Genomic DNA, 23997 nt, shown 5'->3' with positions numbered 1-23997 from the left:
AACAACCTCCACCCCACCCACCCGCACCAACGGATCCCCCACCAACGCCTCCAACACCCGAACCCAACAACCCCCAATCCGAACAGCCGCCTCCGCATCAAACACATCCGCCGCCGCAGTCACCGCACCCCGCACACCCGCCGGCGCACCCTCAGCGTCGAACACCTCCGTCGCCATCACATCCAAGTCGAACTTCACGGCCGCGACCCCGACCCGCTCCGCCGACACCCCCGACAACCCAGAAGCCCGCACCCCAGGCAAATCCAGCACCGCCTGCTCGTTGTTCTGCACCGTCAGCATCACCTGGAACAACGGATGCCGCGCCGTGGAACGAACAGGCGCCAACTCCTCCACCAGCCGCTCGAACGGCACATCCTGATGCTCGAACGCCCGCAGACCCGTCTCCCGCACCTGCTGCAACAACTCGGCGAACGACGGATCACCCGACAGGTCCGTACGCACCACCAACGTATTCACGAAACAGCCGACCAGATCATCCAGCGCCTCATCCGTCCGCCCGGCAATCGCCGACCCGATCGGAATATCCGTCCCCGCACCCAACCGGTGCAACGTCACAGCAAGCGCCGCCTGCAACACCATGAACACCGTCACACCATGCTCACGCGCCACCTCACGCAACCGCACATGCACCCCAGCCGGAACCTCCAGCCCCGCCTGGAAACCACGGAACGAACGAACCGCCGGCCGCGGCCGGTCCGTCGGCAGCGTCAACTCCTCCGGCACCCCCGCCAACGCACCACGCCAGTACTCCACCTGACGCGACAACACACTTACCGGATCACCCTCATCACCCAGCAACTCCCGCTGCCACAACGCATAATCCGCATACTGCACCGGCAACGCATCCCACACCGGCACCCGACCCTCACACCGCGCCGCATACGCGAAGAGCAGGTCACGCTTGAGAGGAGCGGACGACCAACCGTCCCCCGCGATGTGGTGCACCACCACCACGAGCACATGCTCATCCGGACCCACCCCGAACAGGCTCGCCCGCAGCGGAATCTCCGTCGCCAGATCGAAGGCATACGCCTGCGCCTGCGTCACCGCACCGCCGAGATCGTCCTCACTCAGCTCGGTGACGGCCAGCTCGAAGCCGCACTCCTCGACCGGCAGGATCCGCTGATACGGCTCCCCGTCCGCCACCGGAAACACCGTCCGCAGCACCTCATGCCGCCCCAGCACATCCAACAGCGCGCGCTCCAACGCCTGCGGGTCCAGCCCACCCGACAACCGCACCGCCATCGGAATGTTGTAGGTCGCGCTCGAGCCCTCCAACTCCCCCAGGAACCACAGCCGCCGCTGCGCATACGACAACGGCACCCGCTCCGGACGCACCCCCGCCACCAAAGCCGGACGCGCCACACCCCCCTGGCCCAACCGGCCCGCAAGCCCCGCCGGCGTCGGCACCTCGAACAGGGTCCGCAGCCCCACCTCCACACCCAAAACCGCACGCACCCGACTCACCAGACGCGTCGCCAACAGCGAATGCCCACCCAGCACAAAGAAGTCGTCATCCACGCCGACCTGCTCCAGGCCCAGAACCTGCGCGAAGGCCTGGCACAGAATCTCCTCCTGCACCGACGCCGGCGCCCGGCCCCCACCCGCCGTATAGGAGGGAGCGGGCAACGCCTTACGGTCCAGCTTCCCGTTCACCGTCAACGGCAACTCACCCATGACCACGAAAGCCGACGGCACCATGTACTCCGGCAACCGCCCCGCCGCGAAATCACGCAGCCCGGAACCCGTCACCTCACCGACCACGTAGGCGACGAGGCGCTTGTCACCCGGGGTGTCCTCCCGCACCACCACCGCCACCTGACCGACCTGCGGATGAGCGGCCACAGTCGCCTGAACCTCACCCGGCTCGATCCGGAAACCACGGATCTTCACCTGCTCATCCGCACGCCCCGCGAACACCAGACGACCTTCCGCCGTCCAGCGCGCGCGGTCTCCCGTCCGATACATCCGCTCACCCACGGCCCCGAACGGGCACGCCACAAACCGCTCACCCGTCAGCCCCGGACGACCTACGTATCCCCGCGCCAACTGCGCGCCCGCTATGTACAACTCACCCGCCGCACCCACCGGCACCGGACACAGCCACTCGTCCAGGACGTAGATACGCGTGTTGACGACCGGCGCCCCCATCGGCACAGCCGGCCCCGACCCGTCCACCGAACCGGTGGTCACCATCACAGTCGCCTCGGTCGGTCCATACGTGTTGATCAGCGACCGATCCCACGACCACGCGGCAGCCTGCGCCACGCTGATGGGCTCCGCGCCCACCACGACCGTGGAGAGCTCCGGCAACTCCGCCGGGTCCAGCACTCCCAACAGCGACGGCACCACACTCGTCGCCGTCACACCGCTCCGCCGCACCATCTCCACCAGAAGCGACGTGTCGGACCGCTCCACCGCCGACGCCACCACCAACGTGCCGCCCGACGCCAGCGTCACTGCCATATCCAGCACGGACGCGTCAAAACTGAACGACGCGAACTGGAGCACCCGAACGCCCGGCTCCGCACACAACAGCGGCCCCAGCGCCCCCACCAGGTTCACCAGACCGCCATGAGTGGCCGCCACACCCTTCGGACGCCCCGTGGAACCCGACGTATAGATCACATACGCCAGCCCGGCGCCGTCCACCACCACGTCGGGCGCCACGACCGGCGACTCCGCAAGCGCCACCACGACACCCGGCTCGTCCAGGTCGACCACCCGCACCCCGGGCACGGCCAGATTGGCCAACGCCCCACCACGACCCACCACGACCCCGGCCGCGCTGTCAGCCAGCATGAATTCCAGCCGCTCCGCCGGATGCTCCAGGTCCAGTGGCACATACGCCGCCCCCGCCCGCCACACACCCACGACCGCCGCCACCATCTCCACGCCCCGCGGCAGGCACAGACCGACCACTGACTCCGCACCCACGCCAAGAGTCCTCAACAGATGAGCCAGCCGATTCGCCCGGGCATCGAGCTCCCCGTACGACAGCTCCACTCCGTCGCACATCACTGCCAACGCATCCGGATCCACGGCCGCCCAGGCCGCGATCCGCTCGGGCACCGAGCCCTCCGCCACCTCGGCAGCCGTGTCATTCCAGCGCTCCAGCACCAAGGACCGCTCGCCCGGGCTCAGGATGTCCAGCGCACCCAGCCGAAGATTCGGCGCCTGCACCGCCGCCTCGACGACACGCAGCAGCCACTCCGCCAACCGCTCGGCCGTCACTGCGTCGAACACGTCGGCCGCCAAGACCAGCCGACCGGTGAGGCCTGCCGGGGCGCCGTCCTCGTCGATGGCCTCGGTAACCATGACGTCCAGGTCAAACCGGGTGCTGTGCTCCCCCGACAGCTCCTGGGTGCTGATCCCGTCGACGCCCAGACCGGGCAGATTCAGCACCGCCTGCTCGTTGTTCTGGACCGTCAGCATCACCTGGAACAACGGATGCCGTGCCGCGGACCGGGCCGGCGCCAGCTCCTCCACCAGCCGCTCGAACGGCACATCCTGATGCTCGAACGCCCGCAGACCGGTCTCCCGCACCTGCTCCAACAACTCGGCGAACGACGGATCACCCGACAGATCCGTACGCACCACCAACGTATTCACGAAACAGCCGACCAGATCATCCAGCGCCTCATCCGTCCGCCCGGCAATCGCCGACCCGATCGGAATATCCGTCCCCGCACCCAGCCGGTGCAACGTCACCGCAAGCGCCGCCTGCAACACCATGAACACCGTCACACCACACTCACGCGCCACCTCACGCAACCGCACATGCACCCCAGCCGGCACATCCACCCGCACCGCATGCCCCTCATGCGACGCCACCACCGGACGAGCACGGTCATACGGCAACACCAGCTCCTCCGGCACCCCCGCCAACACACCACGCCAGTACTCCACCTGACGCGACAACACACTTGCCGGATCACCCTCATCACCCAGCAACTCCCGCTGCCACAACGCATAATCCGCATACTGCACCGGCAACGCATCCCACACCGGCACCAAGCCCTCACGCCGCGCCGCATACGCCAGCGAGACATCCCGCGCCAACGGCCCCATCGACCAGCCATCACCCGCAATGTGATGCACCACCACCACGAGCACATGCTCATCCGGACCCACCCCGAACAGGCTCGCCCGCAGCGGAATCTCCGTCGCCAGGTCGAAGGCATACCGGACCGCCTCCAACACCGCACCGCCGAGCTCGTCCTCACTCACCTCGGCGACGGCCAGCTCGAAGCCGCACTCCTCCACCGGCAGGATCCGCTGATACGGCTCCCCGTCCGCCACCGGAAACACCGTCCGCAGCACCTCATGCCGCCCCAGCACATCCAACAGCGCGCGCTCCAACGCCTGCCGGTCCAGCCGGCCGGTCAGCCGCAACGACATCGGAATGTTGTACGTCGCGCTCGGGCCCTCCAACTGGCCGATGAACCACAGCCGGCGCTGCGCATACGACAACGGGATCATCGGAATTCCTCCTGTTTACAAAAAACCGCGGCTGGGCTCACACCGCGTCTCAGATAGGGCGAACCCTCAGGGGCAACTTGTAATCAAGGCAAGTGAAAGTCGAACCGGCAGGTCCATCATCGAATGCACTTACTCTCCATGCAGCCAGTTCATTTCAACCACTCTCCGGCGAGGCAGCGACGACCTGCCGGTCGACCACAAAGGTCATGCGGCAGCCTCGGGCGGACCCAGTTCACTATGGGCCAGTCCGCATGCCCAATCAATCCTGGTGATCAGCGCCCCCCATGTTCAACTGCGCTCCGGCAGCAGTTGAACATGGCAGTGCGGGCCTCGGAGACATGTCGCAGTGCGCGATCCGACGAATTCGGAATTCACACTCCGACAGCACACAGTCTCAAGGCCCGCGTCTGTACGGTCAACAGTGGATCTTCGAACAGGCGGCGTTGGTGCGGCGGACGGCTCGTTCACCTTCACCGGCTCGCTCGCCGGCTTATCCAGTCGCCGCCTGCGGGCGCGCGCCCGGGCCGGCGGTCAGCCGGACCGGCAGGGTCTCGGGGCCGTTGACGACGATCGACGTCAGGCGGGTCGGTGTGTCCACGAGTTCGATCTGTACGTCGCGGTGCAACAACTCGTGGTACAGCATCCGCAGTTCGCTCCGGGCCAGCACGCTTCCCAGACAGAAATGCTCACCGAAGCCCAGGGCCAGATGCCGGTTCGGCTTGCGGCGGATGTCGAACTCGTCGGGACGGTCGAAGATGCTCTCGTCGCGGTTCGCGGACGGCAGCCACAGCGTGACGCGGTCACCTGTGGCCACTTGGTTCCCGTGGATCTCTATGGGGCGCACCGCGGTGCGCATGATGTGCGTCGCGGTGGACGTCCAGCGGAGCACCTCTTCCACCGCCGAGGGCAGCAGCTCCGGCTCTTTCGCCAGCTCCTCCCACTGGTCCCGGTGCTCCAGGAACGCCAGCATGCCGCCGGCTGCCGCGATTCGCGTATTCTCCGTGCCGCCGACCAGCAGGTTGTCGCAGTTGAGGAGGATGTCGTCCGGGGTCAGTCGCACCCCGTCGATTTCGGCCGTAGCCAGAATGCTCACCAGGTCGTCGCCTGGATTCGCCGCCTTCGCCGCCTGCAGTTCCTCGAAGTAGCTCATGATGTCCAGATGGGCGAACCTCTGGGTCAGCGGATCGCTGGCCCCGAACGCCTGACTGGTGAGCTTGAACAGGTGGTCCCAGTCTGAGCTGGGCACGCCCATCATGCGGCAGATCACGTACAGCGGCACACGGGCGGCGACGTCTGTCACGAAGTCGCACGTCCCCGACTCCAGCGCCTCGTCCACGACCCGACGGGTGACCTCCGTCATCTCCGGTTCGAATCCCCGCACTGAGCGGAGCGCGAACCACTCGTCGACCAGCCCCCTGAGCTGCCGGTGCCGCGGTGCGTCCGTCAACGCCAGCGTGCGCCCGCCGCCCGGGTCCTCCCCGTGCTCGGCCGGCCGCAGCAGAATTCCCCTTGCGGAGCTGAAGGTCGCCGCATCGCGGTAGACCGTCCGTATGTCTTCGTATCGGGTGAGCGCCCAGAAGCCGGGAAGGTCGGTGGGCGGATGCCAGTAGACCGGTGCATTCGCACGCAGCCAGCGCCACTGCTCAAAGGGGTCGCCGTCCGCATACAGCGCGGGATCCACCAGATTGATCCGGGGTGCCTTCTGAGACGAATCACCCTGCATGCGGGCACCTCTCCAAATGCGCTCGAGTTCGAGAATCGTGAATTAGCAGAAACGGCGACTGGCCGCAGGAAACGTACGCTGACACGCTAAGCGCTGGAACGTCAAGGTCGCCCGCATTTCGGAACCGGGGCACAAGAAAACAGGGGAACGAATCCGGCGCATTCGAAGGTCACTCGCGCCGTGTTCGCTCCCCTGCCGTAGCGAGATCTATGCTCTAGGCGCTAACGAAGTGGCTCCTCGTTGCGGGGAGTCACCGACAATACGGCTGTCCAGTTCACTGGCGAACTCCGTCCAGGTCTCCGCGTATTGCCGGGCAAGGTCGACGATGATCCCACCGCAGTGCGACGGAACGGCGGCAGCCAATCTCGCCCAGCGCTGTTCGACCATGGCATTCTGCTGCAGAACCCTGAGAAGGTGCCGCCCTTCCTCTTTGTGCCGCAGTGACGGATCACGCAGGAGCCGCTCCACCAAGGATGCGGGATCCGGTTGGATGTGCCGCACTTTCCGTCCGGCACTCTGCTCGGTCAGCTGCTGAGGAAGCGTTGCGACAGACTCTTCAGCTTCGTCCCTGGACGCTTGGGGTCTTCGCTCAGGCAACGGGGACTCGCCGGACAGCAGCCGCTTCTTGACATCGCTCACCGTCGCCGGCGAGATACCGGCGCGCCTCGCCACCTCGCGCAGCGACGCCTGCGGATTCTCCGCAACCAGCTCGGCGGCGCGCTTCCTGCCCTCCTCACTGTTCAGCGGGCGCACCTTGCCGTCCCTGCCGATACGGGCCCGCACCGACGGAGTGTCGAGCGCTCTGCGTCTGACCGCGGCGACGGCCTTCGCTCCCAGACCCGCGACCCGTGCTATGGCACGGTCCGACATCTCAGGGTGGGAAGAGATGATCCGCGCGGCTGCGACCCGGCGGTCTTCCCTGGAAAGCGGAAGACCGTGCGTGACATTCGCCTGCACCGCCCGCAGGAACGCTTCGTCGGCGGTGCCGTCGAACAACTCGGCATCGATCGTCTCATCGCCCTTCAGGAAGGCAGCCATGAGCCGATGAAGCCCGTCGATCACCCTCATGCTCCGCCGATGCACGAGGATGGGCGGAAGTTCGGTGTCCAGCTCCACCAGCCGCGCGACGTGATCCGCATCATGACCTCCAAGGCGAGGGGAATCACCGGGAAGTAGTAACGAAATAGGAACCGATATGATCGCCCGCTCGCTACTCCCGGCAGCCGATGCCGATTCGGCCAGGTCGGCGCTCCCACCTTTCGGCTTGGATTTTAAAAGATCGATCGTATCGTATCGTCTCATGCTTACTCCCCCGCCCGGAATTGACGATAAGCATCACTTGCTGCGAAATGCTTTCCCAGATGTAACAACTGCACCCGTCACCACCTACGGGCATGCGCGAATTAGAATTCGGGGCATTCGAGCGGAATGCGAAGCAGGATTACAGCGACCCCACTCCCCGTGGGCGACAAATACCCCATCGCAATCGAATGCGCCGAAATCGAGCATCACACTCACCCCGCACCGCGCACGCGGTCGCCACACAGGTCGGCGACCCGTCTCCCCTGACAGCGCTGCTCCGTGAGTCCACGGAGGCGTCCAACTCCCGTTCGAACACGATCACATGGTCCGTCGTCCGCGCGGATCTGTCGAGGGTTGGTGTCGCTCCGCTCCTTCGGGTCCGTGGCGGGATATCGCGCTTACCGGACGATTAATATCCAATCTCGCAATCTACTCCCTAGTGGGAACGAATCGCCCGCAAGCGCCACAGAGGCGATCCCCCTTGTGCCGCACGGGCGTTGGCGTTCAACTGCGGCATGGGAGCAGTTGAACGCCATCCAGCGAGGGCCCCCGAACGAGAGGGTCGGAATGCCGTAAGCACCGGGCGGCCGGGGCCCGTCACCGGAGTCGGTAATCAATGCGGCCTGCACCACCGGGGCCGAGGTTGAGAACTCTCGTAGCGTGGACACCCGCGGCGAGAAGGCTGGGGTACACCTTCGAAAAAGCGGTTGAATTCCACATTGATACCTGCTAATGACCTTGCGCGAAAGCCAGGCCCTGCCCTCCCCAAGGGGTGACGAGCCCGTCGGCGACGAGGCGCTCCAGGAGCTTGTGAAGGCGGTCAGTTCATAGCGATGTTCCGGGCCGGCGGGATCGGCTCGGCCCCGTCAGGTGAGCGTGCCGTGACAAAGCTTCGGGCGCGCATCTGCCGGACGCTCCGTGCGCGGCGGACCCGCGCGACACTTCAAGTGCTCCGCCCCGTTCAACGGACCCTCGTGCCTGCCAAGGCATCGAGTAGCTCGATGGCCTCACGGCGACTCAACAGTTCGTGGAATCGCTCGTTGCGGAAGCTCCGCAGGCATGCGTAACAGCTGCTCTCCAGGCCGCACTCGCAGGCGCTCACGCGGGAGAGCGCGGCCTCTACGACCCGGCCGAGATGATCTCCGATCCGGACCACGTTCCCCGCGCCGCCCGGCGTGGTGTCGAAGAGCAGCAGCGAGGGCATTCCCTCGGCTCCCGTGTGGACCGTGCCGTCGATGTCGTCTCGGCTGATCTCCAGGTGGGTCGCCGCGCCTTCCAGCAGGGCGTAGACGCCGGAACGCAGGCGTTCCTGCGGTGCGGAGAGGGCGGTGAACGGGTCGAGGTGGATCTGGAGGAAGTCGGTCTGATAACGGTGCGCGAGAGAGACGACCCGCAGGGGACCGGTGCATTGGGCGTCCTTCAACAGGTGCGGGTGGCCCGCACGCCGGTTGCCCGCCCGGGCGTGCGGACGGCCCCAGCCGCACCAGTCGCAGATCTCGTAGCCTGCGCCGCCCGGCCCCTCCGCGACGACGACCATCTCGCCCCGTGCTCCCGCCGACCAGGCCGTGGTGTGCCCGGAGGCGAAAGCCGTCACCCCGTCCCTTACGTCGGCGGTGGCGGTGGACATGTGGACGTCGCCGTACCAGGACCGGCGCGGCGGGGTCTGCCCCGGCCGACGCTGGGCCCCGCGTGCGGCCACGAAGCCGTATACGGGCTCGATGTACCGGCGCGGAGCGGTGGTGGACACCGCGCCGCAGGCCGTGCAGGTGGGGTCCACGGGCTCGGTGGCCTCCCCGTAGCGCCCGCAGGCGCCGCACACCGTGTAGTGACGGCTCACCAGTTCGCGGTCGGGCAGGCGGTAGACGCCTGCGGAGGACCACAGCCGGCCGCCGGCCACGATCTCGGCACCCGGCGCGTACTCATGGACGGCGGCACTCAGGTCGCGAGTGAGTTCGAGCTGGCCGGCGACGGCGCCGCCGTCCTGCGGGATGCGCAGTTCGACGGTGTCCACGGGGAATCCGTACTTGGGCAGGACGTTGCGGTTGGCGAGCACGCCGAGCAGGTCGCGCTTCGTCAGGGTGTGGATGACCTTCTGGTACACCTCCGCCAGCCGGTACTTGCGGGTGGCGGCCGCCTGGTCACGGCGTTCGCTGTAGGCGATGACGTCCTGGTCGAGGATCTGCTGCGCGGCCCTCAGGAGACGGTCCAGTTCGCCTACCCAAGCGTCCGTTTCCACACCGATCTCGTCCTGGACGTTCTTGGGAAGAACCCTGCGGAGAGAAGCGGTGACATCGCCCGGAACGGGCGTCAGCCAGTCGCGCACGGCGTGGGCAGCGATCTCCCCGGTGGTGTCGTCGGGCAGGAAGAACTCGCCCGCCGTACGCCAGATGCGGCGCCGTTCCTCCTTCATGGCGCGGAAGAAGGCGGCGAGGGCGATGGAGTGGGCGTGGCGGCGGTCGATCCGCACGTTGTCGACGGGGACGATCGGGGCCCGGACCTCCCCTGCGATCATCCGTTCGGGTTCCGAGTACCGCGAGAGGTCGTGGGGGCGTCGCTGGGCGTAGGTGAGGACAAGGGCGGCGGAGTCCGCACGCCGCCCGGCCCGTCCGGCCCGCTGCACATAGTTGGCTGTGGAGGGTGGCATGTTGCGCAGGACGACGGCCTGCAACTCGCCGACGTCCACGCCGAGTTCGAAGGTGGTGGAACAGGACAGGGCGTTGACCTGCCCGCGGACGAACTCGCCCTGGATCTCCGCGGCCTTCTCGCCGGTCCACTGCGCTGTGTGTTCCTGGGCCCGCATCGGGACGGGGCCGAAGGTGAGGTAGAGGCGGCGGAGGTGGCCGTCCGACTCGTTGGTGGGCTTGTACTCCTCAAGGCGGCCGGTGCAACGCAGTGTCGGGCAGACTCCCCGCACGGACACGGCGACCACGCGGCGGCAGCGGTCGCATGCGTGGAGGGGTTCGCTTTCCGCGGTGACGGGCCGCAGCCGGAGCCAGGCGTGGTCGAGGCGGCGGACCGCGCCGATCCCGGGCCGGCTCTCCCCCGGCAGCCAGTCGGCGAGGTGTCCGGTGCTGAGATCGGTCCACAGGCGGCTCAGTGTCTCCAACGCGGCGGCTCGCCGGTCACCCGGGTGACCTAGTGCGTCGAGCACCCGCTCCAGGTAGTCGACGCGGCGGTTCGACACGCCCGCGGCGCTGGGCAGCCAGCTGATCACCTTCCGCGCGGCGTCGGACCCTTTGGAGCGGACCCACACGGGTCCGCGGCGGGGAGCGAACACCTCGTCGCCCGCGTCCACGTCCTCGGGCATGGTGAGGGCACCCTGATTGCGCACGGTGCGCAGCAGTTCCTGCACCAGCCGCCAGGCATCGTCGTCCGTCAGGCCGAGGGAGGTCAGGGTGGAGGGTGGCTGCCAGAAGGGCTCACGGTCGAGGTCGACACGGAGCAGGCCGACGCCTTCGAGTGACTGACGGTCGTCGAGACTGAGTACTTCCTGCATGACCCACAGGGCGACCTCGCGCTGCTTGGTCTGGCGGGAATCGGTGCGGCGGAAGACTCCGGCGCGGTCGGCGGCGCGGACCGTGTGGGCCACGAGATCGTCGATGTGCAGCGGCTCGTCCGGATCGGGACAGCCCTTCAGAGCGGCCTGTGTCATCAGGCGCCGGTGCTGGATACGGGTATAGGAGTCCTCGAGGTAGGGGGCGAAGTACGCGGCGGCCTGCCGGCTGTCGCTGAAGAACAGGAGTTTGCGGCCCTGGCCGGGCAGCGCTGCGGCGGCGCCTTCGGTCGCCGGGGGCAGCGCTTGGTAGAGGGCGGTGCCCAGGACCGAGGCCGCGGCCTCGTTGCCCGTCTGGAAGAGGCGGATCATGCCGTGGCCGCGGGCGCCGCACGCCAGGCAGGAGGCCGGGGTTCCCTCGTGGGTGTCGAGCTGGTGGACGCGGCGCAGCTCGGTGCCCTGGCATGCGTCCGCCGTGCAGGCCGCCGTTCCCGCGGGGTGCACGGCCGCGCAGCGGGTGCACAGCCGGCGCTCGCTGAGACCGCCCTTGCTGCTCTCGCCGAGGGTTTCGTCGTCCTCGTCGAAGCCCGCGCCCGAGTCGTGGCCGTCCAGGAGCAGCCAAGTGTGGGGTTTGTCGGGGGACTTGCGGTGCACGAGACGGGGCCGTCCCCCGTGCCCGTCGAGGCTGCCGTGCAGATGAACGGCGCCGCAGCGGCGGCAGGCGCCCAGTTCGAAGGAGGGGCGCGCGCAGTGCGGGCAGATCTCATGGCGGGCCAGGTCGAGGTGGGGGCCGGCCGGGTCGAGGCAGGTGAAGGCGCCTTCGGTGGCGCGGGCGAAGAGGTGGTAGCGGGCGGAGAGCACGGGGGCGCCGTCGGTGTCGGTCAGCCGGCTGGCGAGCTGGATGAGTGCGGTGACGGCGGCCGGTCCCACCGGGTCGTCCGGAAAGACGGAGTGGGCGATCTCGCGCACGGGCCGGGGCCCTTCGGCGAGGGCACGGCGCAGGGCGGCGATGCCGGCTTCGGCGGCGAGGGCGGCCGCCGGAGTGGTGGTGGCCAGTCCGTGTATGCGCGCGGCCGACACGATCTCGGGACCGGGATCGGCCGTGGTGGCCAGGCGCAGGTATTCGGTGGTCGGCAGTGGCCCCCAGTGCGGGCCGTCGGGTGTGCCCACCCGGGTCGCGGTGACGAGGTCCTGTGCGGCCAGGTCGTCGGCGTCCCAGCGGAAGGGGGCGTCGAAGAGGGCCTGGGCGAAGGCGGTGACGGCGGCCGGGTTTTCCTCCGCGCCGACGGTGGCGCTGGTGGCGATGGCCTGGACGTCGCGTCCCTGGCCCACCCGGTCCTTCAGTCTGCGCAGCAGCATGGCGAGTTCGGCGCCGCGTGCCCCGTCGTAGACGTGGGCCTCGTCGACGACGATGAATTTCCAGCCGCCCGCATGCTCCCCTTCGAAGAGGTCCATGTCCTGGGGGCGGAGCAGCAGGTACTCCAGCATGGCGTAGTTGGTGAGCAGGATGTGGGGCGGCGTGGCGCGCATCTCGCGGCGGCTGAGCAGTTCGTTGGGCAGGCGGGGCTCGCCGGGGTTGAGCTGTTCGAAGGTGTCGGCGGCGCGGCGCGGGTCGTCCTTCGTGTCGCCGGTGTAGCGGCCGAACGTGATGTGGGGGGCTGCGGTCAGCAGTCGGCGCAGACGCTTCATCTGGTCATTGGCCAGTGCGTTCATCGGGTACAGCAGCAGGGCGCGGATGCCGGGGCCGAGGGTGCCGCGGGCGTGTTCGGCGGCGAGCGTGTTGAGGATGGGCAGGAGGAAGCTCTCCGTCTTGCCCGAGCCCGTGCCGGTGGCGACCACCAGATTGCGTCCGGCCACGGCCTTGCGCAGGGCCTGTTCCTGGTGGCGGTACAGGGGGCGGTCGGCGGGCAGGGCGGTGCCCGTCAGCTGCCGGAACGCCGGATCCAGGACGCCCTCGCCGATGAGCTCGTTCAGGGTGGCGCCCGGCGCGTATGCGGGGGTTGCCTCCAGCAGAGGACCTTTGGTGAGCAGTGGGCTGGTGTCGATGGCGTGGGCGAGTGCCTCGGCGAGGCGGGGTTCACGCAGGGGCAGCAGGGAGCGCAGGTATCGGCGGTAGGTGTCGCTGATCAGCGCGGATGTGGCGAGGGGGTCGAGGCTGTGCAACGGGCTGGCTCCGAAGGGCGGCGGATTGGGCGGGGCGGGTGTGCGGTGCGGAACTGCGGCCGAAGGCTGGTGCGGCCGGTTCGCGTCGGCCGGGAGGTGATCTCCGGCCGGGCATGGTGCGAAGCCCCCTCAGCCGGTGGCCTGCACGGCCTCGGCGGTGACCAGGCATTCCGCGAGAGCGAGGTCGACGGCGGTGAGGTCGGGCGCGTGGGCGGCGACGGACGTCCACAACGGTCGTAGGCCCCGCTCCAGTTTGGCTGCCCGCGCGTCTCCGGCGGCGGCCAGCCGGGCGATCAGCGCACATCCGAGGGAGAACTGGGGCACCCGCATCCAGGACTCTGCGGGGCCGTGCAGCGTGCCGGGTCCACGGTCGCGGAACGCTCGCGTCAGGAGGGAGTGTCCGTCTTCGAGGAAGATCGTGATCGCGTCCAGCCAGTCGCCGCACTCCTCGCGCACGGCGAAGTACTGGAGGGTGCGCCGGTCGCGGAACGCCTGCCAGGCGGCTTCAGCCCGGGTGTCGGTGTCCAGGAGGCCACGCGGTACGACCCGTGCGGTGCGCCACACGGCCTGCTGCTGGATCTCGGGGAGTTCGTCCAGGGCCCGGGCGTGGGCGTCGAACCGACCGACGGTGCGGCTCGGGTCCTCGTGGCCGGCCAGGAGGGCCGGGCCCACATCCCCCAGGAACTGCCCCACCTCGTTCAGGAGTTCGGCCTCCTCGGGGTACAACTCGTCGATTTCGTAAGCCGGGTCGTCGGACAGGTACGGCAGCAGCGGTGCCGTGAGCAGCAGCGCGCACAGCGGAGCCCGCCGCCAGACGGGGCGTACGGCGGCCGGGTTCGTGACCTCCCGGATGTGCAGGGCGGCCAGGCCGCTGCCCACCAGCGCTCCGGCGAGCTCGCCGGAGCGCAGGGCTGAGTCGGCCGCTCCCACGAGGGCGTCGGGGCCGGCGTCTCCCAGGGCGTGCAGGCACTCGGCCGGTGCGGTCTCCTTCGCTCCGCACGCCTGCAGGTCCCGCCCGCGGGCGGCCACGATCCACTGGTAGGGGATGGCGTCGGTGCCTCGGGGCAGCGTTCCGCGGCCTCCCAGGTACTCGGTGGTCCTGACTGCGGCAGTGCCGTCGGTGATCGTGTGTGTCCAGGGAGAGCGGCGCAGCACCAGGGTGTCGCGGTCGCGTCGGCGGGGCCAGGCGGGTGCGGCGCCGGCCGTGGGGGTTCCCGCGCGCAGGGTCACGACGAGCGGTCCCGCCGCCCGCCAGGCGGCGGGCAACGGGATACGACCGCTGGGGTCGACGGGCACGGTCAGCGGCTGTTGCCATGGGGCGAGGACCATGTGAAGGTGGGCGGCCAGTGCTCCTGGGTGGCGCAGTCCCCGCAGCAGCAGTCCGGTGCCGTCCGGTACGACGTCTTCCGCGATGGGCTGCGTGCGGACGGTTCCCACATGGATGCTCTGCCCGGCGACCAGCAGCCGTATTTCGGCCTTGGCGCAGTCGCGGACGGTGTCGGTCAACGCGGCCAGGGCATAGCGCAGGTCTCCCTTGCGGGCCCGGGTACGGCGTTCCGGCCGCAGGGTGTGCAGGGTCGCGCCCTCGACGGTCAGCGCCAGTTCGGGAGTCACTGCCACCGCCTGCTCCGGCAGGCGCACGGTCAGGGCACTGTCCCGCACCAGGTCGGCCCCGTCGATGTCGAGTGGCCGGACGGACCACGAGAGGGGCCGGCCGTCGAGCTCCAGGCGGACTTCGGAGTGCGGGACGAGGGCTCGGAGCTGGTACGCGTCGGTTCCGTCGCTCAGTACGAGCCCTTTGGCGATCTCGTACGGGGCGAACCGGACCGCGCTTTCGGAGACGGTGACGGGTCGGTCGGTGCGGACGTCCAGCCGCACCGGCGCCAGTCCGCCGTTCGGGGCGAGCAGGCGCCATTCGGCGGTGGGCGTGGCCTCGACGCTCTCGGCGAGGAAGGCGGTGAGCCGGCGCCTGCCCCGCTGCCGGCCGGGGCGGTGGACGATGAGTTCGTACGGGCCGACCAGCGGGCCGGGTACGTTCTGCCAGGGGTCCACAAGGGCGCCGGGGGCGCCGGTGAGGCGGGCCAGGGGTTCCTCGTGGCCGAGGCGTCGCACCTCGACCTGCCAGGGTTCCGTCTCGGCCTCGCCCGGGCGGCGCCGGAGTCGGAGCGCGGGCGGGCGGTGCCACACCGGTGCTCCGTCCTCGCCGGTGAGCCAGGGAAGTGTCGCGCCGCCCTCCCAGCCGAACGACCGTCCAACGGCAACGTCCAGCCAGTTGCCCAGGGCGGCTTGGGATGTACGGAGCCTCGTCACACCTGACAGGGACAGCTTGCTCAGGGTCCAGCCGCTCCAGCCGTACGGGGTCGGCAGTTCGACGGAAGCGGCCCGCGCGCCCTCCGTCTCCAGGGCACCCACATGCAGCAGGTGGATCTCGGCCGCGGGCAACGGCTCGTCCAGGGGCATCCGGTGGCCGTCGGCGGCGAAGGCCAGCAGGGCGGTGTGCGGGTCGACGACGCCCGACACATGGGTGGTTCCCGCCGGGTCGGTGGCCTCGATACGCCGGACGGGGCCGGGCAGAACCCAGTGCGGTGGTGACGCGGTGAACGACGCGCCGTCTGCGGCCAGTTGCCAGGTGGGCGCCTCGCGATGGCCGGGCAGGGTCAGCACAACGCTGCCCCCGCCGGGCCCGAGCCGGAGCTCCGGGGGAGTTGTCACAGCCCTGGGTACGGGATCGCTCGGAGGAGTGTGCGCCGGATCCGTGGCGGTCGACGGGTGCCAGGTCCAGCCCAGTGAACGCGCCGCCTCCTGTGCGGCCGCGATCCAACGCGCGTCGGTCGTCGGTGCACTCGGGACGCCACGGGGTCGGCCGAGTTCGGGGCGGGCCGCGACCACCCGCGCCCGCGCTTCGGACAGCAGTTGTACGAGGCCGGGCGCATCACCCTGCTCGCCGAGGGCCACGGCATGGACCGTGCAGGCGGGCCACCGTGCGAAGACGGTGTCCGGCGGCAGATCCGACCGGTCGGCAAGCAGCGCGTAGGCCACCAGCGCTTCCATGACGAGAGTGATCCGCCGGAGGACGGACTCCGGTGTGCCGGTGGTCGCCGGTTCCCCCGCCTCGCGCCACGCCCGCTCGCAGTCGTCCAGCAACCGCGCGGGATCCACCAGCATATTTCCCTCCCCCACCGGTCCGTACTTCCTTGCAGTACAGACCGGCTGATGTTTACCTTTTTACCATTCCTTCACGTCGGAACCACAGGGATTCCACGGACGAAAGAGGATGCAGCCGACGGACGTGACGCATTGTCAGTGGTGGGTGGTTGTATGCGCACACGGACTGGTTGTCGCACTGCATTTCAGTACATCGGGGGGTACGTCCATGACGACGGATGTCGAGGCGGGAGCGTCGGCCGCTTTGCACGCGGAACTTCTGGCCGCGGCGGGTCCGGAGCGCCTACTGACCCTGATGGCTCTGCGGCGACTGCTGGTCGGCGCGGACCAGGCCGTGCTCGTCGAGGCACTGAGCCGGGTCGTACGGGAGGGCGTCACGCTTCCCGCCAACGTGGCGGCCTCGTTCGGCGTGCCGGTCGGCGGCCCTGTGACGTCGTCCGATGTTGACCGCCCCACGCCCGCGCACACTCCGAACGGGGCGCCCGTCACCACCCGGCTCCCCGCCATACCGGCCCAGAAGGCGTCCGGCCCGCGCTTCACAATCGAGTTGGGCCCGGACAGCCGACTGGATCTGACCGCACTGACGGTACGAACGCTGCGCCCGGAGGTGCCCCCGCCCGTATCGCGGCCGAAGGCCCCGCCGCGCCCCGCCTCCGATGCTGCCGACGCTGCCTTCGAGGACTCCCCCACAGGCCGACCCGTGTTCGACTCGTTGAAGTACTACCGCCAGGTGATCGGCAAGTACCCGCTGCTCTCCCGAGAGCAGGAGGTGGAACTGGCCCAGGCCATCGAGGCGGGACTTCTGGCGCGCGAGCAAGTGGACGAGCGCGGCAGGAAGATCGCCCCCAAGCTCCGCCGGGAGCTCGGACAGCTCGTCCTGCTCGGTGAACGGGCCTTTACGGAGTTCATCCAGGCGAACCTCCGACTGGTGGTGAGCGTCGCCCTCAGATACACCAGGCACGGGCTGGACCTCATGGACCTGATCCAGGAGGGCAACGCCGGCATGGTGCACGCGATCGAGATGTTCGACCATCGCAAGGGCTTCAAGTTCTCGACCTATGCCGTCCAGTGGATCCAGCAGGCGATCCGGCGGGCCATCGCCGACCAGAGCCGAACGATCCGGCTTCCGGTGTATGCGCACGACATGGTGGCGGCCCTGCACAGGGCCGCGCGGGAGCTGGGACACGAGGCTCCGGCCGACGCCCTCCCGGCCGTGGCCGCGCGTGCGGGGATGTCACCGGACAAGGCAGCCGAACTCCTGTCACAGGTGCGTCGTACCGTCCCGTTCGAGGAGTTGACCGAGGCGATCGGTGACGCCGCGCTGCACGAGGAGGCGGACCGGAGCATCCGTGGACCGCACTGGGCGGAATCCGACGCCTACCACTGGAATCTGTCTCTGGAGGAGGTCCACGATCTCCTCGACTGTCTCAGCGTACGAGAGCGCCGATTGATCACCTTGCGGCATGGGCTCGACGGAGGGGCCGAGTTGACCCTCGACGCCATAGGCCAGATTCTGGGAGTCACGAGGGAACGCGTTCGTCAGGTCGAATCCAAGGCCATGTCGAAGCTGCGCGAGCGCGCCTTGGAACTCCTTGACCGGCCGGTCGTGACGCCACCGCCCCCGGTTGTCGAGCCGAGCACCGTCTCCGCGGATCCACCCGTGGACCTCGCCGACGAGCTTCATGTAACCCGGAAGGTCCACAACAGCGGCCAGATCATGGTGGACCGGCAGACAATCCACGTGGGCCTGCAGTACTGCGGCGAAAATGTCACAGTACTGCTGGAGGACGAATGGTTCCGCGTGGTGTTCCAGGGACGCCCGATCGCAGCTTCTCCCCGGCGCCACCGGCCCGGGTCCCACAGGATCTACGGCATCACCGACTGAATCCCTCCGCGGACCCTTCCACGCCCGAGGCCGGGAAGAGCGTGCCCGTCGCCGCGCTGTTCACGGTTGTGTCAGTGTCTCCTGGCGAGGGCGACCTTTCCGTTCAGTTTCTCGATCATGACGTGCGCATTCCTCTTACTGTCCGGTGTACGGGTCAGACCTGGTAGGAGCCGTACTTCTCGGCGACCTGCAGAGATGGCGCCGACCGCGGCACCCGGGAGGCAAGGGCTGCCGAGGCCGCATCGAGGGCGGCGGCATGGTGCGGGAGCCCTAGTCCGCCCGTGCCGCGGCCGGCCCTTGTCTTCGGGACCAGAACGGGTGGCCGGGCCAGCGGGTTTCCTGGGTGTGGGCGGTGCGGTGCGCGTGCTGGTACGCCGTGCGGGCGGTGGTGATCTTGGCCGTGTACGCGTCCAGAGCGCCCGGGGTGCCACGCAGGTGGGCGTCGATCGCCTGGCCCGCGCCGAGTCCGGTGTAGAGGGCGGTGAGAATGCCCTGGGCGGACAGCGGATCGAACGCCAGGGCGGCGTCTCCTGCCGCGATCCAGCCGTCGCCGTGGACGTGGTCCAGGTGGGCGCTGTGGGCGGGGGCGCGGCGGGGAGGGTCCGGTGTGTTGAGGCCGTGCGGGCGGGCGGTGGGCGCCACGTACCGGGTGGTGAGGAGGCGGCGTCGGAAGTCCGCGGGGGTGAACAGGTCGGGGTCGGTGAAGTAGGCGACGAGACGGCGGCGGGAGGGCAGCAGGGTGGTGTACCACCAGCCGTCGGGGGCGGATTCGACCAGGGAGTGGCCGTCGGTGGCGCCGGGCAGGGCGTCGAGGGCGAGGTAATGGGCGGTCAGCCGGTCCTCGACCTGTCTGCGGGCACCGGCCGGGATGGCGATCGCGGCTGGTCTGCCGGTGGCGTCGACGATCCAGCGGCAGGTCACGGTGCGGTGTCCGGCGTGGGCGGCGCGCAGGGTCAGCCGCCAGGTTCCGTCGGGGCGGCGCACGGGGCGGTGTACGGCGGTGCGTTCGGTCACGTCCGCTCCGGCCGCGCGGGCCGCGGCGCGCAGGGTGCGGTCGAACAGCGGCCGGTCCAGGTGCCAGCCGTGTCCGTAGGGATCGTGGATGAAGTCGACGGTGTGCAGGGCGGCGGAGCCCCAGGAGGAGTGGGTGCCGTGGCACGGCAGATGTCCGGCCGCCAGGACCAGGTCGGCGACCCGCAGGTCGTGCAGGAGCAGGCGCGCGACCGGGACGAGGGCCTCACCGGTCTTCGGCGGGCCGGTCGCCGAGTCGGCGAGGAGCACCGTACGGCCCGCTCCGGACAGGGTCAGGGCGGCGGCGCAGCCGGCGGGACCGCCGCCCGCGACCACCACGTCGTAGTGGTCGCGTGGCGGGGTGTACGCCGTCGTCCCGGCGGTCACCGGGATGTGTGGAGGGGGTCGAGCTTCTCCAGGTAGCCGGCGGCGATCGCGGCCTCGTCGTGGCCGGTGGCGCGCATGGCCTCGCCGATGGCCTGGGTGACCAGTGCGGTCTCCACCTGTTCGGCCGACAGTTCCCCTCTCCAGGTGCCGGCCTCCGCGGCCAGTTGGGGACTGGCGGCCTGCGGGACCTGCACGTTGACGAGGTTCGCGTGGTCGGGGGCGTCTCTGAGTTGTTCGCCCGGGACCGACTCGACCTGGATGAACTCCGGGAACCTGCCGTCCGCGCCTTCGTACCTGTGCACCTCGACGACGCCGAAGTCCGGCCAGTCGTCGATCATCTGACGGCGCTGCTTGTTGAAGTCGGAGCCGGTCAGGCCGCGCAGCCACACGGCCCGGCGTTCGAAGGCCTGTTCTCTGGCCTTTTCGTCGGCGCCCGGGTCGTTGACGATGTCGAAGTCCGCGCGCTTCAGGACGTGGTTGGGGACCTGGGCGGGCCAGAAGGTGGGCAGGTAGGGGCTGTAGCGCGGGCCCAGACCGCTCAGCACCTGGTAGCCGGAGCGGCAGCTGGCCGCGTCGCACTGCCAGGGCGCGGCCATCCAGCGGGTGAGGTCTCCCGGGCCCTGTGCGTACAGCGGGCCGTCCTTGGACTTGACCTCCAGGTCGCTGAGGACCTCGCCGTAGTCGCGTTCGGGGTTGTCCGGCCCGCGGTGCAGGATCCGGAAGGGCTCGGAGTACATGGTCTTGTGCCGCACGGGCCAGGTGACCTCGCAGCCGGGGTGGAAGGCGTCCGCGGCGCAGTTCTCCAGCGCCGCCCGGTCGAGCAGGGCCGGTTGCTCGCGGACGGGTGCCGTGTCGACGTCCTCGTGGCGCTCGTGCAGCGGGCCGGGCTGGAAGCGGCCCTCGGCCCACCGGGCGAGCAGCCGGTCCTGGGTCGGGGAGAGCCTGATGTGCTGCCGTACCGACGTGCCCCTGCCGCTGGACATGGCGTCGCCGTACAGCCAGGGCCACGGCAGCGGAGACGTTCCGTCCCGGTCACAGTCGCGCATCTGGACGTAGATCTGCCGGCGCAGCTCCTGGCTGCTGCTTCCGGGGTCCGCGAGGCGTGCGCGCAGTTCCGGATCGAGGAAGTCGTGCGGGCCCTTCCAGCCGAACTGGGTGGCGAAGCCGTGGTTGGTCCACTGCAGTGCGCAGAACCGGCTGAGGATCGGCTCGATGTGGTCGGCGTAGGAGACGACGTCCGCGCCCGGCAGTGTGCCCTCGGTGGTGAACACGTCCTGGAGGACGTCGTAGAGGGTGCGGACGGTCTTCACGCCGGGCGCGTAGTGCGGTGGGGCCACCACGACCCATGCCGCCGTCGCGGTCTTCGTCTGCCCGCCGATGGTGACCTGTGCCGTCACGGGGCCGTCGGAGACGTCGTCGTACCAGGTGTCGTTGTTGGTGACGCCGGAGATCGGCTTTTCCGGGGTGGCGTAGGAGGCCGACTTCCCGTTGCCGCCGACGACCAGCAGGCGCCCGGTGGGTTCGGTGGAGATCCTGCCGAGCGGGACCTTGCGGCCCATGATCGTGCCGGTGTCGAAGGTGCCGACGTCGTGCAGGGAGGCGCGGATGGTGCGGATGCCCGGGTCGATGACGAGCTTCCTGCGCTCCGTGCCCGTCACGGCGGCGTTCCGCCTGCCCCGTTGCTCGGCCGTGAGTCCGGCCGCTTCGTCGATGTCGAGCGGGATGTGGAAGCGGTACCAGGCGGCCTTCTTGTTGGCCAGGTGCACCGACCAGCGGATCTCGCTCACGCCGTCCTGGCCGAGCTTCAGCTCCCGGACGACTTCACCCGCCTGGTTGCAGCCGTAGATCCGGAACCGGGCGGCCTGTTTGACGATCGCCCCGGACGCGTCCTTGTAGGAGCCGGGGGGAAGCGGCTTCTGGTGCGGTGATTCGGGGCCGATGAACGGCGCGGCGGGACTGTTGCCCACGCGCGCGACACCGATCGCCGGGTGGATCTTCAGCTGCACGATCTGCTGGTCCATTGGGGAACCTTCCGGTCGGACACACCGAGGCGAACATAGGCACGGGTGCGGGTGTGTCCCCAGCCGGCGGGCGCCATTGGAGGTAGGGGTCGCACCGTCGGGCGGGTGCGGGCAAGCGGCCCGGCCGGGCCCGGCCCCCTCCACCGCGGCCCGAACATCCCCTGGAATAGGCCTACTTCCCCACTGATGCGCCATGGCCTACAGTTGCCGCTTGCCTACGGGCCACCGTTTACGGACGCACGGCCCACGGGCCGTTCCGACTCCGGGAGTCTTCGTGATCACCCTGACACCGACGGAACGCGACATTCACCGTGTCCTCAGCACCCGCGCACGTGAGGCCGACCTGGCGAAGCCGCGCGCGGCGTGCCTGACGTACAAGGAACTGGGACTGCTGATCGACCCCGAGGGTCACCACAGCGGTATGAGCCGGCCCCCCTTCCGCACGCTGTTCCCGGCGCTCGGGCACGTCAGCATGTACGAGGTGGAGCACGGCAGGCCCATGCTCTCCGCCCTGGTCGTGGCGCAGGACTCGCGGGTTCCCGGTCCGGGGTTCGTGGAACTGGCCCGGCATCTCCAACTGCCGGTGAACGACCCCGACACCTACTGGGACGACGAACTGGGCGAGGTCGTCCGTTTCTGGTCCGCGCACGACCCGGTACTGCTCCTGGACGCCGCCGTCGACCGGCTCATGAGCGAGCTCGGTGCGATCAAGGCCGCTGTACGGCGCCTCGGCGGAGCCTAGGGCCCCCGGGGCCCGAACCCTGCCTGCCGTACACCCCCGTCCTGTGACCAGCGCCTCGGAGTCAAGCCCGGTGTTCCGTACCCGTCATACCGTCGCCACCACATTGCTGATGGTCTCGGCACTCACGCTCGTCGGCTGCGGAGGCGATGACGACGCTTCGACCGGGACCGCCTCGTCGGCCGCCGAGGACGCGGGCGCGCGCTCGGCCGAGCGGAACGAAGCCGAGCCGGACGAAACCGAGGCGGCCGAGCCCGCCGCGGACGAGGACGACACGTCGGTCGTCGACTTCCTCCGTACCGCTGATGTGGACGACGCACTGGTGAACCGGCTCGGCGAGGTCGGCGACGCCAACGGCTACGGCCTGGGCGTGGATGTCGCGACCGACCTGGAGGCCCGGCGCAGGCTGGCGAGCACGCAGGTCGAGACGTGCCGGAACGTGGCCGTGGGACACCGCACCTGGGAAGGGCTCCAGGCCTCGGACGTGAGCGCGGGCGCGTCCGAGGAGCAGGCTGCCGCGATGGCGGACTTCCTGCGGGAGGAGTTCTGCCCCCAGGTCGCCCCCTACGAAGAGGCCGCGCTGCCGAAGCAGACGCTGGGCGGCCCAGCCAAGGACCCGCGGGGCGGACGGGGCCTCGCCTCCCCCCTGTGGTGGTGGGAGGCCCGCTACCAGCGGGTCTCCTGGTCCAAGGTCTGCGCCACCCAGACCGGGCAGCCGACGGGAGAGCCCGTCGCCTACCGGCTCGCAGACGACGCCGTCGTCTGCGCCACCGTGCCGCCGGCGAAAAGCCTCGAGAAGCACCTCATCAGCGTGGACGTCGTGTTCGCCTCGCCGGTCGGCGAGGCTCGGGCCCGTGACGCCGTGCTCGCCCTTCTCCCGTCCGACGCCTCGGCTGACGAGGAGACCGAGGGAATCAACGCCGACTGGTCGTATCTGGAGGGCGGCTGTCTGAACGTCAACTTCGGTAGCGAGCGACTGGAAAGCGTGGTCGCCGAGGTCAAGAAGGACGCCGAACCATGGGCACACGCCATCTACTACTCGGACGGCGCGACCGACGACGGAGCGGTGGGCGCCTACACCGGGAAGGTCAAGCAGATCCTGCTCTCCACGGGCGCGAACGAGCCGGGGCTCACCGGCGACCTCACGTGCTGACCCACCTCGGCCACACCGCCGGCGCCGCACCGGTCGCCCATCGCACAGACCGGCCCGCGCCGGCAGGGCCGCCGGCACCCCCGGCTTGACCTCCTGCACCGACCGCGCCTGGGCAGGTTCAGACGGTCCCGGCCACGGACCGGGGAGACGGTACCCCTCTCGCACAGGGCGCAGCCGTGCGCTGTGAGGTCAGCGCCGGTGCGCTCATGGGCAAGGCGTGCCGTATTTCCGGAACTAGCGTGCTGGGCGGAGTACCCGCGGTGAGAGAACCCGCGTTTCAGCACGACACTTCAGGAGAGTCACATGTCCGACGCCGCCCTTCCGGTTCAGCCGGTCCTGGAGCCTGCGGCCGCCGCGTTCGCCGAGGCGACCGCGAATCCGCCCTACCTCTTCGACCTCCCGCCCGCGGAGGGCCGCAAGGCGGTCGACGAGGTGCAGTCCGGCGAGATCGA

At 69.5% G+C, this 23997-nt stretch carries 10 protein-coding genes and 1 pseudogene; 4 read left to right on the top strand and 7 right to left on the bottom strand.

All coding sequences use genetic code 11. The features are described from left to right. From ACZ5XS_RS44100 to ACZ5XS_RS44080, 5 genes are all read right to left on the bottom strand, one after another. Nucleotides 1-4503: amino acid adenylation domain-containing protein (locus tag ACZ5XS_RS44100; RefSeq protein ID WP_468661231.1), on the bottom strand; the 4503-nt coding region annotated here is incomplete at its 3' end. A gap of 490 nt (nucleotides 4504-4993) precedes the next feature. Beyond that, nucleotides 4994-6226: a cytochrome P450 gene (locus tag ACZ5XS_RS44095; protein WP_468661229.1), complete on the bottom strand. Its 1233-nt coding sequence runs from the start codon at nucleotides 6224-6226 to the stop codon at nucleotides 4994-4996. Nucleotides 6227-6433: 207 nt separating this feature from the next. Then, entirely contained in the window at nucleotides 6434-7528 is a 1095-nt protein-coding gene (locus ACZ5XS_RS44090; RefSeq protein WP_468661227.1) for a ParB/RepB/Spo0J family partition protein, read from the bottom strand. A 961-nt stretch (nucleotides 7529-8489) separates the two neighbouring features. Next, nucleotides 8490-13184, bottom strand: coding sequence for a DEAD/DEAH box helicase (locus ACZ5XS_RS44085; RefSeq protein WP_468661225.1), 4695 nt, complete (start codon nucleotides 13182-13184; stop codon nucleotides 8490-8492). A gap of 129 nt (nucleotides 13185-13313) precedes the next feature. Next, nucleotides 13314-16349, bottom strand: coding sequence for a hypothetical protein (locus tag ACZ5XS_RS44080; protein ID WP_468661223.1), 3036 nt, complete (start codon nucleotides 16347-16349; stop codon nucleotides 13314-13316). A gap of 208 nt (nucleotides 16350-16557) precedes the next feature. Between ACZ5XS_RS44080 and ACZ5XS_RS44075 the strand changes: the two genes are divergently transcribed. After that, a complete protein-coding gene (locus ACZ5XS_RS44075; protein WP_468661221.1) occupies nucleotides 16558-18234 on the top strand; it encodes a sigma-70 family RNA polymerase sigma factor in 1677 nt (558 codons plus the stop codon). 270 nt (nucleotides 18235-18504) lie between these two features. Here ACZ5XS_RS44075 and ACZ5XS_RS44070 read toward each other — a convergent pair whose 3' ends face one another. Together ACZ5XS_RS44070 and ACZ5XS_RS44065 are read right to left on the bottom strand one after the other, a co-directional pair. Beyond that, nucleotides 18505-19632 carry an FAD-dependent monooxygenase gene (locus tag ACZ5XS_RS44070; RefSeq protein ID WP_468661219.1) on the bottom strand — a complete coding sequence of 376 codons (1128 nt, stop codon included), beginning with the start codon at nucleotides 19630-19632 and terminating at the stop codon, nucleotides 18505-18507. Continuing rightward, nucleotides 19629-21653: a LodA/GoxA family CTQ-dependent oxidase gene (locus tag ACZ5XS_RS44065; RefSeq protein ID WP_468661217.1), complete on the bottom strand. Its 2025-nt coding sequence runs from the start codon at nucleotides 21651-21653 to the stop codon at nucleotides 19629-19631. Before ACZ5XS_RS44065 ends, ACZ5XS_RS44070 begins: the two co-directional genes overlap by 4 nt. A gap of 274 nt (nucleotides 21654-21927) precedes the next feature. On the opposite strand from ACZ5XS_RS44065, the gene ACZ5XS_RS44060 reads away from it, so the two are divergent. The 3 genes and pseudogenes from ACZ5XS_RS44060 to ACZ5XS_RS44050 form a co-directional block, all read left to right on the top strand. Continuing rightward, nucleotides 21928-22395 carry a hypothetical protein gene (locus ACZ5XS_RS44060; protein ID WP_468661215.1) on the top strand — a complete coding sequence of 156 codons (468 nt, stop codon included), beginning with the start codon at nucleotides 21928-21930 and terminating at the stop codon, nucleotides 22393-22395. A gap of 109 nt (nucleotides 22396-22504) precedes the next feature. Next, a complete protein-coding gene (locus tag ACZ5XS_RS44055; RefSeq protein WP_468661213.1) occupies nucleotides 22505-23545 on the top strand; it encodes a hypothetical protein in 1041 nt (346 codons plus the stop codon). Between the two features lie 303 nt (nucleotides 23546-23848). Further along, nucleotides 23849-23997, top strand: a pseudogene (locus ACZ5XS_RS44050) (esterase); the annotation flags it as partial.

It is taken from the genome of Streptomyces sp. NPDC033131 (assembly GCF_055578365.1).
This window is presented reverse-complemented; position numbering and strand designations above follow the sequence as displayed.